The 17,663-nt window shown below is 62.0% G+C and carries 12 protein-coding genes and 1 tRNA gene; 4 read left to right on the top strand and 9 right to left on the bottom strand.

The features are described from left to right. Window positions 1-193 (top strand): hypothetical protein (locus AB3N21_RS16750; protein ID WP_367936295.1); only part of this gene is annotated, 193 nt, incomplete at its 5' end. A gap of 40 nt (window positions 194-233) precedes the next feature. Here the strand turns inward: AB3N21_RS16750 and AB3N21_RS16755 are convergent. From AB3N21_RS16755 to recA, 4 genes are all read right to left on the bottom strand, one after another. Beyond that, complete coding sequence (locus AB3N21_RS16755) at window positions 234-848, bottom strand: transglutaminase-like cysteine peptidase (RefSeq protein ID WP_367936296.1); 615 nt, start codon at window positions 846-848, stop codon at window positions 234-236. A gap of 385 nt (window positions 849-1,233) precedes the next feature. After that, complete coding sequence (locus AB3N21_RS16760) at window positions 1,234-1,521, bottom strand: DUF1330 domain-containing protein (RefSeq protein ID WP_367936297.1); 288 nt, start codon at window positions 1,519-1,521, stop codon at window positions 1,234-1,236. A gap of 1 nt (window position 1,522) precedes the next feature. Next, complete coding sequence (gene alaS, locus AB3N21_RS16765) at window positions 1,523-4,195, bottom strand: alanine--tRNA ligase (RefSeq protein ID WP_367936298.1); 2,673 nt, start codon at window positions 4,193-4,195, stop codon at window positions 1,523-1,525. Between the two features lie 181 nt (window positions 4,196-4,376). Further along, window positions 4,377-5,444: a recombinase RecA gene (gene recA / locus AB3N21_RS16770; protein WP_171176441.1), complete on the bottom strand. Its 1,068-nt coding sequence runs from the start codon at window positions 5,442-5,444 to the stop codon at window positions 4,377-4,379. 193 nt (window positions 5,445-5,637) lie between these two features. On the opposite strand from recA, the gene AB3N21_RS16775 reads away from it, so the two are divergent. Further along, entirely contained in the window at window positions 5,638-6,231 is a 594-nt protein-coding gene (locus tag AB3N21_RS16775) for a gamma-glutamyl kinase (protein ID WP_367936299.1), read from the top strand. A 135-nt stretch (window positions 6,232-6,366) separates the two neighbouring features. Here the strand turns inward: AB3N21_RS16775 and AB3N21_RS16780 are convergent, their stop codons facing one another. The 3 genes from AB3N21_RS16780 to guaB form a co-directional block, all read right to left on the bottom strand. Beyond that, a complete protein-coding gene (locus AB3N21_RS16780; RefSeq protein WP_367936300.1) occupies window positions 6,367-8,673 on the bottom strand; it encodes an ATP-binding protein in 2,307 nt (768 codons plus the stop codon). Window positions 8,674-8,763: 90 nt separating this feature from the next. Beyond that, entirely contained in the window at window positions 8,764-9,936 is a 1,173-nt protein-coding gene (locus tag AB3N21_RS16785; RefSeq protein ID WP_367936301.1) for an RsmB/NOP family class I SAM-dependent RNA methyltransferase, read from the bottom strand. 111 nt (window positions 9,937-10,047) lie between these two features. Then, window positions 10,048-11,496 (bottom strand): IMP dehydrogenase, encoded by a 1,449-nt coding sequence (gene guaB / locus AB3N21_RS16790; RefSeq protein WP_367936302.1) that lies wholly within the window; start codon window positions 11,494-11,496, stop codon window positions 10,048-10,050. A gap of 251 nt (window positions 11,497-11,747) precedes the next feature. Here guaB and AB3N21_RS16795 point away from each other — a divergent pair, with 251 nt between their 5' ends. Together AB3N21_RS16795 and AB3N21_RS16800 are read left to right on the top strand one after the other, a co-directional pair. Further along, complete coding sequence (locus tag AB3N21_RS16795; protein ID WP_367936303.1) at window positions 11,748-13,799, top strand: ASKHA domain-containing protein; 2,052 nt, start codon at window positions 11,748-11,750, stop codon at window positions 13,797-13,799. A gap of 198 nt (window positions 13,800-13,997) precedes the next feature. Next, window positions 13,998-14,071, top strand: a tRNA-Gly gene (locus AB3N21_RS16800). A 164-nt stretch (window positions 14,072-14,235) separates the two neighbouring features. On the opposite strand, the gene AB3N21_RS16805 is transcribed toward AB3N21_RS16800, so the two are convergent. Together AB3N21_RS16805 and pgi are read right to left on the bottom strand one after the other, a co-directional pair. Continuing rightward, entirely contained in the window at window positions 14,236-15,855 is a 1,620-nt protein-coding gene (locus tag AB3N21_RS16805; protein ID WP_367936304.1) for a long-chain-fatty-acid--CoA ligase, read from the bottom strand. A gap of 197 nt (window positions 15,856-16,052) precedes the next feature. Further along, the gene (gene pgi / locus AB3N21_RS16810; protein ID WP_367936305.1) at window positions 16,053-17,660 is read right to left on the bottom strand and encodes a glucose-6-phosphate isomerase; all 1,608 of its coding nucleotides are present in this window, start codon (window positions 17,658-17,660) and stop codon (window positions 16,053-16,055) included. Window positions 17,661-17,663: the final 3 nt, after the last annotated feature.

Genomic DNA, 17,663 nt, shown 5'->3' on the forward strand with positions numbered 1-17,663 from the left:
GACGACGGCGGCGATGATGGCGGCGACGGCGGTGAAGGCGGCGACGGCGGTGAAGGCGGCGACGGCGGTGAAGGCGGCGACGGCGGTGAAGGCGGCGACCAAGGCGGCGGTGGCGAAGGCGGCGACCGCGGTGGGGACAGCCCCGAATCCGGAAAAGAGTCTCGCTGAGCTAGTTCATCGGATTGTCAAATAAGCCCAAAAGTCAAAAGCGCGCCGGACTGGCGCGCTTTTCCCTAGCTTTGGTTGGACACCCCAACCCAGTTTTTAGGGCGATTGGGATCCTGCATACGCAAAAACAGGTAGTGAGTGGCTTTCCACGGCTTGATCGAATTCGTCAGATTGTCCAGGACAAGGTCACCCTGCCCCGAGCGATAGACCAGAACCGCATGCGAATTTCTGCGTGTATCCAGAACGGTCGCGATCAGGAGTTTCTTGGGATCAAGGCCCATTTTGATCAGGTCACGCTTTTTCAGCAGCGCGAAATCTTCGCAATCTCCGCCGCGCGCAGTCGGCAATGCCCAGATGTCCGCTTTCCGGTATTGACTCTCATCCGTCACCGAGCGAGTGGTCCGATTAACGCGCTTGTTGACCGATTGCACAAGGGCCAGTTCCTGCGCGCTTGAAATCCGCTTCTTCGGCGAAGTTGCGCATGCCCATGAGTAGGTTTTGCACAGCGTTCTGGCGCCGGTTGGAGGCGGGAAAGACGACGATGCCTGCAGATACTGCCCTTCGGATGCTTCGGCCGTTTGCGCAAACATGAGCGGTGCGCAAACCATCAGCGCGGAGAACGCAATTCCCTTGATGCTCGCCACCACTGTGGCACCTACGGAGATACCTGCTTTCGTCATGCCTGATCCTCGGTCCAAATCAATCGGGTCGATTGCTGCCTCAGTGAACCAACTGTGAGTTGTGCGGTTCGTCCGATATTCGGTCTGAAAAAGCAATCGCCACCCGTTTTGACCGGGAAAAGCGGCGGAAATCCGTCGAAAAATGTGGCGACTTCGCGGATAGATTCTGTCCTCTCACCTGATTTAGGGCATGTTTCTGGGACGATTCGCCCAGCTCGGACCTACATAACTATCAGAAAATCAAAATTTTTTCCCTGTGAGGTTGCCGCAACACCCAATCGAACTTGGAAACAGTCCGTTTCCAAGGCAAAAGACCCCGCCAAAGCGGAGTCTTTGATCGTCTTACAAGTTCCTTGGCGAATCAGATGCCGACGGTCGGACCGCTTTATTCCGACGTTTCGACCACCATCAGTTCACGCTCCGAGGCGCCGCGCGCATGGCTCAGCGCCTCCTGATACTCGGATGAGTTGTAACACTCCACCGCCGCCTCGACCGAGGGAAACCTGGCCACCACGTTGCGGGGCCGCTCCTTGCCCTCAAGCTGAACATACCGCCCCGCACGGGCAATGAACTCACCCCCGTGCTTGGCGATCGCCGGGCCCGCAAGCTCGGCATATTTGCCATAGGCCTCGGCATCCGTCACCGTCACATGCGCAATCCAGAGTGCACCCACCTTATCCTCCCATCACCTGTTCTGCGGCCTTGATGGCGGCGTCGGCATTGGCCGCATCCTTCCCGCCGCCCTGCGCCATGTCCGGACGACCACCGCCGCCCTTGCCGCCCAATTCGACGACCGCCGCCTTGACCAGATCGACCGCAGAAATCCGGTCGGTCAGGTCCTTGGTCACGCCCGCGGCCACGGCTGCCTTGCCGCCGGTATCAGCGATCAGCAGCACCGCACCCGAACCCAGGCGGTCCTTGTGTTCGTCAATCAGCGCCGGCAGGTCCTTGCCCGACACGCCGGTCAGAGCCTGCGCCAGGAACTTGACCCCGTTTACCTCGCGCGCGTCCGAACCGTTGCCCTGCCCCGCTCCCCCGGACATGGCCAGTTCGCGGCGCAGTTGCGCGACCTCGTTCTGCAGCGCCTTACGATCGTCCATCAGCGCCCTGACCCGGCCGACCACCTCCGCCGGTTGCGCCTTGAGCATGCCGGACACCTGACCCATCCGCGCCGCGTCGCCCGCCAGATGTTCAAACGCCGCCGCGCCCGTCAGCGCCTCGATCCGGCGCACCCCGGCCGAGGACGCGCTGTCGCCCAGCAGGACGAATGTGCCGATATCGCCGGTCTGTTTCACGTGAGTGCCGCCGCAGAGTTCGATGGAATAGGTCATACCGTCCTGACCCTTACCGGTCTCGGCACGACCCATCGACACTACACGCACTTCGTCCCCGTATTTCTCGCCGAACAGCGCCTGCGCGCCGATTGCGCGGGCATCGTCGGGGGTCATGATCCGGGTTTCGACGGTCGAGTTCTGGCGGATATAGCCGTTCACATCCGCCGCAACCTTGTCCAGTTCCTCGCCCGTCAGCGCCTTGGAGTGGCTGAAGTCGAACCGCAGCCGGTCCGCCCCGTTCAGCGAGCCGCGCTGCGCCACGTGATCGCCCAGATGTTCGCGCAGCGCCTCATGCAGCAGGTGGGTCGCCGAGTGGTTGGCCCGGATCGCCGAGCGGCGGGTGTGATCGACCTCCAGCTCGACCGGATCGCCCTTGGCAATCGTGCCGCGTTCCACCGTCACCTTATGGGCATAGACCTTGCCATCGGCGAATTTGCGAGTGTCCTCGACCAGCGCCACCTCGTCACGGTTTTCCAGCCGACGGATCACACCGGTATCACCGACCTGACCACCGGCCTCGCCATAGAACGGGGTCTGATTGACCACGGTCCACCCGCTTTTGCCCGCTTCAATGCTGTCGACCAGAGCGCCATCCACGATCAGCGCGCTGACCTGCCCCTCGGCTTTTTCGGTGTCATAACCCAGGAAATCGGTGGCGCCCCCGGCATCCATCACGTCGAACCAGATCGCACTATCCGCCGCCTCACCCGAGCCGGCCCAGGCCGCGCGCGCCTTGGCCTTTTGCTCTTCCATGGCGGCGTCGAAGCCATCGGTATCCACGGTCCGGCCCTTCTCACGCAGCGCATCCTGCGTCAGGTCCAGCGGGAAGCCGTAAGTGTCATAGAGCTTGAAGGCCGCCTGCCCCGAAAGCGGTGCGCCCTCTGCCAACCCGTCCAACTCGTCATCCAGCAGCTTCAGGCCACGGTCGAGGGTCTGCTTGAACCGGGTTTCCTCCAGCAGCAGGGTCTCTTCGATCAATGCCTGGGCCCGGCCCAATTCGGGATAAGCCGCGCCCATATGCTGTATCAGCGCCTGCACGAGCCGGTGCATGACCGGGTCCTTGGCGCCCAGCAGATGTGCATGCCGCATCGCCCGCCGCATGATCCGGCGCAGCACGTATCCGCGTCCATCATTCGACGGCATCACCCCATCGGCAATCAGGAAAGAGGTCGAGCGCAGATGGTCTGCGATCACCCGGTGATGCACGTTCTTGTCGCCATAGGGATCTACGCTGGTAGCATCCGCCGAAGCCTCGATCAGCGACTTGAACAGGTCGGTGTCATAATTGTCGTGGCTGCCCTGCAACAGCGCGCCGATCCGCTCCAGCCCCATGCCGGTGTCGATCGACTGCATATCAAGCTCGACCATTGAGCCGTCCTCGAACTGCTCGTTTTGCATGAAAACGATGTTCCAGATTTCAATGAACCGGTCGCCATCCTCTTTCGCGCTGCCCGGAGGGCCGCCCCAGATGTGATCGCCGTGATCGTAGAAAATCTCGGTGCAGGGCCCACAAGGTCCGGTCGGCCCCATCTGCCAGAAATTGTCATTTGTGGCGATGCGGATGATCCGGTCCTCGGGCACGCCGACCTTCTTCCAGATCTCGAACGCCTCGTCATCGGTGTGATAGACCGTGGTTAACAGGCGGCTCTTGTCGATGCCGAATTCCTTGGTGATCAGTTCCCAGGCAAAGGGGATCGCGTCGGTCTTGAAATAGTCGCCGAACGAGAAATTCCCCAGCATTTCAAAGAACGTATGATGCCGCGCGGTATAGCCCACATTATCCAGGTCGTTGTGCTTGCCGCCCGCGCGCACACATTTCTGGGAGGTCGTGGCGCGTTTGTAGTCGCGGGTCTCGACGCCGGTGAACAGGTTCTTGAACTGCACCATGCCCGAGTTAACGAACATCAGCGTCGGATCGTTGCGCGGCACCAGCGGGCTCGACGCAACAACCTCATGACCCTGTTTGTCGAAGTAGTTCAGAAAGGTGGATCGGATATCGTTCAGCGTGGGCATTCCGGCTCTCTCAGCGCACAATCGAAAGGTTCTGCGCAGGTTTATCCGCGTGCCCAGTGATAGTCCACAGCACTTGCGGCCATGAAACGAAACAAGGCGGCCCCGATGGACCGCCCTGTTCTGGATATTCTCAGCTCCCATTGGGGAACCGGGGGATTTCTGCTGTTCCCGTCAGCGTCTCTCAGGCTTCGAGGATGTCATCCTCTTCCGCGCCCGGTGGCATGTCGAAGTCCAGCCCATGGGCAGCGCGAATCTTGTCCTCGATTTCTAGCGCCACGCGTTCGTTCTCACGCAGATACTGCTTGGCATTCTCACGCCCCTGCCCGATCCGCTCATCGCCATAACTGAACCACGAACCCGACTTGTCGACCACGCCAGCCTTCACGCCCAGATCAAGCAGCTCACCCATCTTGCTGATGCCTTCGCCATACATGATGTCGAATTCAACCTGCTTGAAGGGCGGCGCCACCTTGTTCTTGACGACCTTGACGCGGGTCTGGTTGCCCACCACCTCGTCGCGGTCCTTAATCGCGCCGATGCGGCGGATGTCCAGACGCACCGAGCTGTAGAATTTCAGCGCATTACCGCCGGTGGTGGTTTCCGGGCTGCCGAACATCACGCCGATTTTCATGCGGATCTGGTTGATGAAGATCACCATGCAGTTCGAACGGCTGATCGAACCGGTCAGCTTGCGCATCGCCTGACTCATCAGGCGGGCCTGCACACCCACGCTGCTATCGCCCATGTCGCCCTCCAGTTCGGATTTCGGCGTCAGCGCCGCAACCGAATCCACGACGACCATGTTGACCGCGCCCGACCGCACCAGCGTGTCGGTGATCTCCAGCGCCTGTTCGCCGGTATCGGGCTGGCTGATCAGCAATTCGTCCAGGTCGACCCCCAGCTTGCGGGCATATTGCGGATCCAGCGCGTGTTCTGCGTCGACAAAAGCGCAGACACCACCACGTTTTTGCTGTTCCGCGATGCAATGCAGCGTCAGCGTGGTCTTGCCCGAGCTTTCCGGCCCGTAAATCTCAATGATCCGGCCCATCGGCAGACCGCCGATTCCCAGCGCAATGTCCAGCCCCAGCGAGCCGGTCGAGCTCGCCTCGATCTCCTGAATGGCATTCTCACCGCCCAGTTTCATGATCGAGCCCTTGCCGAACTGCCGTTCGATCTGGGCCAGCGCACTGTCCAGCGCCTTTTGCTTGTCCGCGTTCTGCTTGCTGCTCATCGTCAGAAGATCCGCCATTGTCCCGTTCACTTTCCTTTTGTCACACCCGTGGCCGGGCGGCAATCGCTGCTTTGTTCACCTCTTGTTCCTTATGGGATCAAAAAGGGAACATTTCAACTCAAAACTTCCAGAACCTACTGTTCCGCAATTGTGTTAAGGAGTGGTTTACGGCAATCTGTGAGTGTCGGAGAAACTAATGAGACGCGCATAAATGCTTGTTTTCTATAAGGAACGGCTGACCCTTCTATCCGTTCCTAAAACCGGAAGCACGGCCTATCAGACCGCCTTGCGCGATCGGGCCGACATCGTGGTTTCCGGTCCACCCGACCTCAAACACGCGCCTGTCCGCCGCTATGATCGGTTTTTTCAGAACATTTTTCGCAAGATGTTCGATACCGAAATGGAGATCATGGCCGTGGTGCGAGAACCCATCGACTGGCTGGGCAGCTGGTATCGGTACCGCCACCGTCCCGCACTCACCGGCAGCCCAACATCGACCGAAGGCATCAGTTTCGACGAATTCGTCAAAGCCTACATGAAAGGCACCCGCCCCGCATTCGCCGATGTCGGCAGCCAAAGCCAATTTTTCATCACCCGAAGCAACGGCGTCGGCGCCACCCATGTCTTCAAGTATGAACACCAGGACAAAATCATCGCGTTTCTCGAGGAACGCCTAGACACCAAGATCATCCTGAACCGTGAGAACGCCTCCCCGGCGATGCCGCTTCCCCTGTCTTCGAAAATCGAAGAGCGCTTTCGCCGCAAATTCGCCAGCGAGTTCGATTTGCACAAGTCGGCGCGATAGGCGCTGCCCTCTGCGGCATGCGGACGGTTCTGTCGCTCCGGGACTACTGCAGTGCGGTTCCAGCCGACCTCGGCCAGCCATGCTCAAGGTCTAGCTCGCCACGCTGCCACACGGCGAACCAAAACGAGGCCGTTTTCAATGCAACTGCTGATAAACTGTTTCGGTTAACTGATTCAGCGAAAACGGCTTGGGCAGAAAGACCGAATTCGGGATCTCTGGCCCAGCATCGCCAAAGGCCCCTTCGGCATAACCGGACACAAATACCACCCGCACCTGTGGACGATCAGCCAAAGCCATGCGAACCCAGCTGGGGCCATCCATCCCGGGCATCACGACATCGGTGACAAAAACATCCACGGCCAGGTCGCGATCCTCCAACAGGCGTAACGCGTCTTCGGCCGATTCCGCCTCCAAAACCGTGTACCCTCGCAAACGCAGGGCGCGCGAAGCGAAGGCGCGGACAGGTGCTTCGTCTTCGACCAGCAGCACAACGCCTTCTCCATGCTTCGAAGTCGACGTCGGCGCCGGTGTATCGCTGACTGTCTCCTTATGAGCAGTTTCGACGCAGACCGGCAAATAGAGCGTGAATTCCGATCCCTTCCCCTCGACACTGTCGACAAAAATGAACCCGCCGGTCTGCTTGATGATTCCATAGGCCGTGGACAAACCCAGCCCGGTCCCCTCGCCGGTTCGCTTGGTGGTGTAGAACGGCTCAAACACCTTTTGCAGTTTGTCCGACGCGATACCGATGCCTTCGTCGATCACCTTGACGGTCACATACTCGCCGACGGGCAGCGTGGCCCGGTCGCGGTTCATCGGCTGATCCAGTTGTACAATCTCGGTCTCGATCCGCACTTCGCCGCCATTGGGCATGGCATCGCGCGCATTCACCACGAGATTCATCAGCACCTGTTCGAGCTGCCGCTTGTCGGCTCGCACCGGCCTCAGTACCGGATCGTGGCTGAGCGTCAGCGTGATCTTCTCGCCAACCAAACGGTTCAGCAGATGGATCAGATCCGACAGCGTATCGCGCAGATCCAATGTCTCTGGCCGCAGGGTCTGTTTGCGGGAAAAGGCCAGTAACTGGCCGACAAGGGCGGCAGCGCGGTTGGCATTCTGGTTGATCTGCACCAGATCACCATAATCCGGATCGCCCTGATCGTGCCGCAAGAGCAGCAGATCGCAATGGCCGGAAATCGCGGTCAGCAGGTTGTTGAAATCATGCGCCACACCGCCGGCGAGCTGACCCACGGCCTGCATCTTCTGGCTCTGCACGAACTGCGCTTCAAGCGTCTTGAGCTCAGTCGCGTCGTTCAGCACCGCGATCAACCCAACCTCACCATCCTTGCAGACCCGGCTCAGCGTGACCTGAACGAACATCTCCTTGTCCTTGCGGGTCAAGCGTAGGAATTCCGAGCGGGGCGCTGCCGCCCCGGTCACCGTTTCACGCAACCAGTCGGGGATCGGGCGGCCCAATCCTTGCATCGCATCCTCGATCGAGGCGCTCTCAGGTAACTCCGCACCCAGCAGTTCGGCTGCGAGCCGGTTCACCTCGAGGATGCGCCCCTTGGGAGACAGCCGCATCAGCGGCACCGGCAGCGCGGCGAAATCCGCGTTCACGGCCTCAACCGAGGTTTGGTCGACGGGAACAAGAACAAGCTCGCGCCGGGCCGGCGCCTCGGCAAGCTCGGTCACCACGGCGTTAACAACCCCGCCGTCCACCGAAACCTGATTGATCTCACCCGGCTTGTAGGGCAACTCGACAAAAAGGCGGTCTAGCGACTTCACCCGCCCGCCTGCAAAACGGCGCGCGGCCTCGTTCATGAAAAGCACCGTCCCCGACCGGCCCACGGTCAGCATTGGTAGAGGCAGCATGTCTGCGCGTGCGTTGGCACCCCGCCCGTACTGAATATCCTCGACGCGCCACAAAAAGGCACCGTTTCCCAACAGATGCACAGCCAGCCGCACATGGCCACGGCGGGTCACCACATCCTCGCGCGCGTTGCCATCCAGCATCGCGCGGGCCTGCAGCCTGTAAAGAATGGCCTGAGGGTTGGGGAGGGCCGACCGCAGCGCCGCTGCCATCGTCTCACCCCGCCCGGCCGAGAACCGCGCAGAGGCGGCGATGTTGCTAGTCTGAATGACCCCATTCTCGTCAGCAACGAAACTGGGCGTGGCGTCCTTTTCGATGAAGGAAAACAACATCGCGCGCGCGACCTGTCCCGATCGGTCGGCGCGCCAGCCGAGCGCGATCATCGCGCCAAGCGCCAATACCAGCGAAAGCCCCCCTACCGCCAGCGCGTACTGCACTGACTGAGAGAAACTGCCACCATAGGCCGCCGCCAGCGCAATGACCGCTAGAACGCAAACCACCACAACCCGCGATCCCCTGGGCGTCTGAGGCTCAAGGAACGGGGTAGACGATGCGGCAAAATCTGACACGTCCCAACTCCGTCTTGCAGGGATTCGACAGGAGTATTTCGCGCAACAAGGGTTAAACCCGGCTTAACGCTGCAACTCTACCTATAGTTGCTAAGCGTCATTTCCATCCCGCGTCAAGTGTGACGCAAAGAAACCGTCGGTGCCGTGTGATACCAGCCATTGTTTACGGAAGGACTCGGACCAGGCCGGGTGATTACTAAGGAATCTATTGATGTTGTGTCCATTTTCTTCACACAGCATCGAGCAGGTGACATAGGCCAGCACTCCGTTTGGCGTCACCATACTGAAGGTGCGTTCCAGAATGGACTGCTGGATCTCCACCAACTCACCCAGGCGCTTCTCCGTCAGCGCCCACTTGCCGGCAGGCGCGCGACGCCACGATCCGCTGCCGGAACATGGCACATCGGTCAAAACCAGATCAAATGGCGCCTGTCGGGCGATCTGGCTTGTGTCGAGCAGCGTCACAGCCACTCCGGCCCGCGCTGCTCGTCCCGGCAGGTCGTGCATCCTCTGCGCCGCCGCGTCATGGGCGAAGACCTCGATTTCGGTATGCGCAGCCAGCGCCAATGTCTTGCCACCACCGCCCGCGCAGTAGTCCAGCACCCGCATCCCCGGCGCCAAGGGCAGAGTCTCGACCACCGCCTGGCTGGCGGCGTCCTGCAACTCGACCAACCCATCCCGATAGGCCGCGCTCTGGGCAACCCGGCGAGCGCCCTCGGTGACCTCAAGCGCTGTAGCGCAGGCCGGATGCGGCACTGCCGTGATCCCGTCGGCCGCGAGCGCAACGATGGCCTCTGATACGTCCGCCTTTCGTCGATTGACTCGCAGATGTACTGGCGCGCGGGTTTGCAGGGCTTTTGCAGCGGCTGCGGCTTCTGCGCCGAGACCGTTGGAAAATGACGGCCAGAGCCAATCGGGAATATCGAGCGCCTCGGCATCTCCCTGTGGCACGCGCCCGGATTCATCAGATAGCAATGGCTGCGGGGCATGGCCCTGTCCAGTGAAGACCTTCGCCGGATCCTCGCCGCGCATACGGCACGCGCCGATCATCAGGCCACGCCCGGTCTCGGCCCCGCCAAAAGCCGCAAAGGACCGCTTGCAGCGCAGGGCATCAAACACGTGGTCGCGGATGGCGGCCCGGTCCTTGGAGCCCGCGAACCGGCTGCGCCGTGCCCAACCGGTCAGCGCCTTTTCGGCAGGTGCCCCAGCGAGGATCTGATCGAGAATATCGATGGCGGCCTGAACACGGGCGGCGGGGGTCATGGCAGATGTCCGATTTTCAGATCGTTCACACGCGCATACCTGCGGGACCGCCTCGGAGCAAACGAAAACCGGCACCACCTCACAGGGGCGCCGGTCATGATCAAACCAGAATCACATGACGCGGTAGTTCGGGCTCTCACGAGTGATCTGCACGTCATGCACGTGGCTCTCTTTGAGCCCGGCCCCGGTGATCTTGACGAAGCTGCAGTTGCGGCGCATTTCCTCGACTGTTGCACAGCCGGTATAGCCCATGGCCGCACGCAAACCGCCCACCAGCTGATGCACGACGGCACTCGCCGAGCCTTTGTAGGGCACCTGCCCTTCGATCCCTTCGGGTACCAGCTTGTCGCTGGCGGCATCCTTCTGGAAATACCGGTCCGCCGAGCCGCGCGCCATCGCCCCGAGGCTGCCCATGCCGCGATAGGATTTGAAGGACCGGCCCTGATATAGGATCACTTCACCCGGGCTTTCGTCGGTCCCTGCAATCATCGAGCCGACCATGGCGCAGGATGCGCCAGCGGCAATCGCCTTAGCGAAATCGCCTGAGAATTTGATGCCGCCGTCTGCGATCACCGGCACGTCACCCGCGGCTGAGGCACAATCCATGATCGCTGTCAGCTGCGGCACGCCCACACCTGCCACCATCCGTGTGGTGCAGATCGAGCCCGGCCCGATGCCAACCTTCACCGCATCCGCACCTGCGTCGATCAGCGCACTGGCGGCATCGGCCGTGGCCACGTTGCCGGCGATGATCTGCACCTCGTTCGACAAGGTCTTTGCCCGCTTCACCGCCTGAATCACGCCCTCGGAATGGCCATGCGCGGTGTCCACCACGATGATGTCGACGCCCGCATCCACCAGTGCCCCGCTGCGCTCATAGCCAGAATCGCCGACCGAACTGGCCGCCGCCACGCGCAGACGGCCCAACCGGTCCTTGCAAGCGGTGGGGTTCAGAACCGCCTGCTCGGTGTCTTTCAGTGTCAGCAGGCCGGTCAGTTTGCCATCGCCATCCACCACCAGAAGCTTCTCGATCCGACGCGCCTTCATCAGCGACTTCGCCTCTTCCAGATCCGCAGGCTCGCGCAGCATCGCCAGATTATCGGCGGTCATCATCGCCCGGATCGGGGTATCTTCCGACGTGGCAAAGCGCATGTCGCGGTTGGTGACGATGCCAACCACTCGGCTCGCGTCATCCACCACAGGGAAGCCGGTGAAATTGTACCGCGCAACCAGTGCCTTGGCATCCGCCAGCGTCTGATCGGCACGCAGCGTCACCGGATTGTAGACGATGCCCGATTCGAACCGCTTGACCCGCCGCACCTCGCGCGCCTGCTCCTCGACCGAGAGGTTCTTGTGGACCACCCCCATGCCGCCCGCCTGCGCCATGGCAATAGCCATGCGCGCCTCGGTCACGGTATCCATGGCCGAGCTGAGTAGCGGTATGTTCATGGTGATCTCGCGCGTCACGCGCGTGGTCGTATCCGCCGTGGACGGCAGCACCGACGAGGCCGCCGGAACCAGTAGAACGTCATCAAAGGTGAGTGCCTCACGAATCTGCATCTGTTAACCCCATGCAAAGCCCCGTTTGGCGGTGACCCTATGGCATGGTTTCGGGCCAAGGGAAACCCCCTCACCTCCGTAATCCCCGCCCGCTTCTTCTTGCCCCAAATACGCAAATCCGCACGAGGCCACGAAACAAAGCGGCGGAAAGGACGCAACCCGGCCAAAACCTGCCGCTGAATACCCTTTCCCTTCTGGCGCAATTCCATATCTTGCGCGGCATACGCGTGAACACTAAAGGCAGGCCCTTCATGACCACCGACCCTCTCGTCGTCTTCACACCGTCCGGCAAGCGCGGCCATTTTCCTGTCGGCACCCCGATCCTGACCGCCGCGCGTCAGTTGGGCGTCGATCTGGATTCGGTCTGCGGCGGGCGCGGGATCTGCTCGAAATGTCAGATCACGCCGTCTTATGGCGAGTTCCCCAAGCATGGCGTGACCGTGCGCGAAGGCGCACTCAGCGACTGGAACGCGGTCGAGCAGCGCTATGACGACAAGCGCGGGCTGAAGCTGGGCCGCCGGCTGGGCTGCCAGGCCGCAGTGCAGGGCGATGTAGTGATCGACGTGCCACCCGAAAGCCAGGTGCATCGCCAGGTGGTGCGCAAGGCCGCCGCCGCCCGCGCCATCGTCATGGACCCGGCCACCCGGCTTTATTTCGTGGTGGTCGAGGAACCGGACATGCATTCCCCCACCGGCGATCTGGAGCGGCTGGAACGCGCCCTGCGCCAGCAATGGAACATCGAGGCGGTCACGGCGGACCTGTCGCTGATGACCAAGCTGCAGCCGACCCTGCGCAAGGGCAAGTGGGAGGTCACCGTCGCGGTCCACAAGGGCCACAATGACGAGGTTGCCCGCATCGTCGAAATCTGGCCCGGCCTGCACGAAAGCGGGCTTTACGGGCTGGCCATCGACCTCGGCTCGACCACCATCGCCGCACATCTGACCGATCTGGAAACCGGCGAGGTCAAGGCCTCGTCCGGCCTGATGAACCCGCAGATCCGCTTTGGCGAGGATCTGATGAGCCGGGTCTCATACGCCATGATGAATCCCGGCGGCGATCAGGAGATGACAAGGGCCGTGCGCGAGGCGATCAACGACCTGACCACCGCCATCGCCGAAGAGGCTGGAATCGACGCCGCCCTGATCGTCGAGACGGTGTTTGTCTGCAACCCGGTGATGCACCACCTGCTGCTGGGACTCGATCCGGTGGAGCTGGGTCAGGCGCCGTTCGCGCTGGCCACATCGGAAAGCCTCTCGCTGCCCGCGCGCGAGATGGATCTGACCGCCATGAACCTGCGCGCGCGGGTCTACATCCTGCCCTGCATCGCCGGCCACGTGGGTGCCGACTGCGCCGCCGTGGCGCTGAGCGAAGAGCCCGGCAAATCCGAGGATCTGGTACTGATCGTCGATGTCGGCACCAATGCCGAGATCCTGTTGGGCAACACATCCCGCGTGCTGGCCTGTTCCTCGCCCACCGGCCCCGCCTTCGAGGGCGCACAGATCAGTTCCGGCCAGCGCGCCGCCCCCGGCGCCATCGAGCGGATCGAGATCAACCCGAAGACCAAGGAACCCCGCTTCCGCGTCATCGGGTCCGAGAAATGGTCGGATGAGGACGGGTTCGACGTCGACATCGCCACCACAGGCATCACCGGCATCTGCGGCTCGGGCATCATCGAAGCGGTGGCCGAAATGCGCATGGCGGGCCTGCTGGACGAAAGCGGCCTGATAGGGTCGGCCGAGCAAACCGGCACCGCCCGCTGCGTACCCGAGGGCCGCACCCACGCCTATCTGATCCACGACGCCAGCGCCGAGGGCGGCCCGCGCATCACCGTGACCCAGGGCGATATCCGCGCCATACAGCTGGCCAAATCGGCGCTTTATGCGGGCGCGCGGCTACTGATGGACGAGATGGGCGTGGAGCGCGTCGACCGCGTGGTGTTGGCCGGGGCCTTCGGCGCCCATATCTCGACCAAACACGCCATGGTGCTGGGCATGATCCCCGACGCGCCGCTGGACAAGGTGATGAGCGCGGGCAACGCAGCCGGAACCGGCGCGCGGATCGCGCTCTGCAATATCGCTTCACGGGCCGAGATCGAACGGGTGGTGCGCGAAATCACCAAGGTGGAAACCGCCATCGAACCCAAATTCCAGGACCATTTCGTCGCCGCCAACGCGATCCCGCACAAGACCGACCCGTTCCCGGAACTTGGCAAGGTGATGTCGCTGCCCAGCCCCTCCTTCAACACCGGCGGTGAGACCGAGGCCGGTGCGGGCGGCGGCCGACGTCGCCGCAGGCGCGGATAGTTTTGGATTGGATGGGGCTCTGCCCCCGTCTCGGCAAGCCGGGACTCCCCCGGGATATTTTTGAACAGAAGAAGCGGCTGGATGTGCCTTGATCCGGGGGCAGGAAATGGCTGGCGGAGGTTTCGAATCGGCTCAGAAACCGGGCGCGGTACCAGCTTGACGCCCAGATGGGGATTGCTTATTTCAAGGCCTCGGAGCGCGGGTATGGTGAAAAGGTATCACGCGAGCTTCCCAAGCTTAAGTTACGGGTTCGATTCCCGTTACCCGCTCCAGAGACATTTCGCTGTATTATTGAATATCTTCAGAATCTTGCGAGCAGTTTTTGTGTTGCCGGACTTCAATTTCGAAAACAGTGAGTTTCAAACACGCTCCATGCCACAGCCGGTCAAAAAGCAGCTCGAGCAACCCGAAAACAGCCTTCGATGACCCGGTCGGTTCAACCGGTCAACGCCTCTGCAAACTGTTCGCGCAGCGTGCGTTTGAGCACTTTGCCGGTTGCATTCAGCGGCAAGGCCTCGACGAAAACCACCTTATCCGGCACCTGCCAGTTGGCGATCTTGCCGTCGAAGAACCCCAGAAGCTCGGCCTCGGACGGCTCCTCTCCCTCGGCCTTGACCGCTACCAGCAAGGGCCGTTCGTCCCATTTCGGATGCGGCACCCCGACCACGGCGGCGGTGGCGAGTTTGGGATGGGCGACGGCGATGTTTTCCAGTTCGACCGAACTGATCCACTCGCCGCCGGATTTGATGATGTCCTTGGAGCGGTCGCGGATCGTCATGTAGCCGTCCGCATCCAGTGTCGCCACATCGCCGGTGGCGAACCAGCCATCCTGCAGCAGTGCCTGATCCTCCATGTGGAAATAACTGGTCAGCACCCAGTGGCCGCGCACCATCAGGTCGCCCTGTGTGACGCCGTCGGTGGGTAGGTCGTTGCCGTCGTCATCCACGATCTTCAGCTCGACCCCATAAGGCGGACGGCCCTGGCTTTCGCGCAGGCGGTACTGATCCTCGAGCGGCAGATCGAAATGTTTCGCCAGCGGAATATTGGTCGTGCCCAGCGGGCTCATCTCGGACATGCCCCAGGCGTGGACGGTATCGACACCATATTGCTCGCGGAAGGTTTCGATCATCGACGGCGGGCAGGCGGCGCCGCCGATCACGGTCTGAGTCAGACAGTCGAGCTTGCTTCCCAGCTTGGTGGCAGAGGCCAGCAGGCCCTGCCAGATGGTCGGCACACCCATGGCCAGCGTCACGCCATAACCGTCGATCAGCCGCACCAGCGCGTCACCGCTCAGATCCGGCCCCGGCAGCACCATGCGCGCGCCGGACATGGCGCAGCCGTAGGGCGAGCCCCAGGCGTTGACGTGGAACATCGGCACGACGGGCATCACCACATCCCGCGCCGAGTACCCAATGACATCCCGCGTATTCGAGGCAAAGCTATGCAACACGGTGGACCGGTGAGAATATAGCACACCCTTGGGGTGACCCGTGGTACCAGACGTGTAGCAAAGGCTCGAAGCGGTGTTTTCGTCGAAGACCGGCCACTCGAAATCACCATCCCCGGTCTCGATCAGGTCGTCATAGAAGGTCAGGCCCGGGATCTGCTCTGCTACGCTCTCGTCTCGAGCACCCATCAGCACGAACTGCTCGACACCCTCCAGCTTGTCCCGGATCGCGGCCACCAGCGGCACGAAAGTCGCATCGAGGAACAGAACCCGGTCCTCGGCATGGTTGATGATGTAGATCAGCTGTTCCGGAAACAGGCGCGGGTTGATCGTGTGACAGACAAAGCCCGCTCCCGAAACCGCATAGTAGATCTCCAGATGCCGCCGGTTGTTCCAGGCCAGCGTGGCAACGCGCGCCTGCGGCTCCAAGCCCAGCTTGGTGAGCGCCGAGGCCATACGGCGCGCATTGCGGGCAACCTCGCCCCAGCTTGTCTGTGTCACTCCACCCGAGGTTTCGACCGACCAGATCTCGGTCTGGCCGTGATACCGTTCAGCGTGGTCGATCAGTGACGAAATCAGCAGCGGCTTCGTCATCATCTGTCCCAGCATGGAACTCTCCCTCCCGTCAGAGTTCCGGGCGTCATTCCCCGGAACCGCCTTTTCTTTTCGATGACCTGTGGCGACACTGATATAGCCGGAAGCCTCGGGTCATTTTTCTCCCGAAGGGGAGCCTGCCAAGAGACGCTGTTAAAAACAACAAGTCGCGTGCAACTTTCCGTCACGGCAGGCTAAGCACACCCGGATGTTCAATCGCGATGGCGCAGGGCATAAGCAACCAGTGCTGCGGTCGAGCCGTCCTTGCCTTCGGTCCCGGTTTCGCCATCCACGATCGGACCCAGCGAGGTTGCAAGCTCCTTGCCCAGTTCCACGCCCCACTGGTCGAAAGAGTTGATCCCCAGGATCACCCCTTCAACGAAGACGCGATGTTCATAAAGCGCCACGATCTGGCCCAGAACGAAGGGCGTGAGCTTTGAGTAAATCAGTGTGGTCGATGGCCGATTGCCCGCAAAGACCCTGTGGCGGGCCTGCCGTTCCAGCTCATCCCCGGTCAGCCCCTTGTCGGCCATCCGCTGACGTGCCTCGTCCAGAGACCGTCCGCGCATCAGCGCCTCTGATTGCGCAAGGCAATTGGCCAACAGCAGCCGGTGGTGATGCGCCAGTTCGGGCTCATGCCCCTCGGCGGCCACCATAAACTCGCACGGTACAACATCGGTGCCCTGATGGATCAGTTGGTAAAAGGCGTGCTGGCCATTGGTGCCGGGCTCGCCCCAGACAACTGGTCCCGAGGGCACGGACAGCGGCGAGCCGTCCATCGCTACCGATTTGCCGTTCGATTCCATCTCAAGCTGTTGCAGATAGGCTGGCAGGCGCAGCAAGCGCTGATCATAGGGCAGCACGGCCCGGCTGGGATGGCCGCAGGCCTGACGGTGCCAGATCCCGACAAGTGCCAGCATAACGGGCATGTTCTCGGTCCAGTCCGCCGCGCGGAAATGCCGGTTCATCGCCTGTCCGCCGCGCAAAAACGCATCGAAGGCATTAGCGCCGACGGCAATCATCACTGGCAGGCCGATGGGCCCCCAGACCGAATAACGCCCGCCAACCCAGTCTTCGAACCCGAACACGTGTTCGAGTGGAATACCGAAGTCACTGGTCAGGTCCAAAGCCGTAGACACAGCAGCGAACTGCCGGGCGGGATCGCCGCCGCCATCCTGCATCCAGGCGCGGGCGGTGCGGGCGTTGGTCATCGTTTCGATGGTGGTGAAGGTCTTGGAGGCCACGATCACCAGCGTCCGTTTCGGATCGAGCGGGCGCAGCGTATCCGCGATATGCGCCCCATCCACGTTCGAGACGTAGTGCACACGCGGGCCATCGTGATAGGGCGACAGCGCCAGCGTCGCCATCACCGGGCCAAGGTCCGAGCCGCCGATACCGATATTGACCACATCGGTGAAGCTGCCCCCTGCACCCTGCACCGCACCGCCGCGAACCTCTTCGGCAAAGACGCGCATCCGCTGCAGCACTTCCAGGACACCGAGCATGACATCCTGCCCGTCCACCTCGACCGGATCACCGTCAAGATTGCGCAGCGCCGTGTGCAGCACCGCGCGCCCTTCGGTCTCGTTGATCGGCGCGCCGGTGAACATCGCCTCGCGCCGTGCCGCCAGATCGGCCCGGTCGCAAAGCGCCAGCAGTTCTTCCCGCACCGCGTCGTCGATATGCGTCTTGGAATAGTCCAGCCGCATGTCGCCGGTCTCGGCCGAGTACCGCGCCGCGCGATCCGGGTCGGCGGCAAAGAGATCAAGGATATGGCGCCCTTGCGCCTCGGCGGCCAGCGCCTGCAACCGGTCAAACATGTC

It is taken from the genome of Ruegeria sp., assembly GCF_040830605.1.
Classification (GTDB): Bacteria; Pseudomonadota; Alphaproteobacteria; order Rhodobacterales; family Rhodobacteraceae; genus Ruegeria.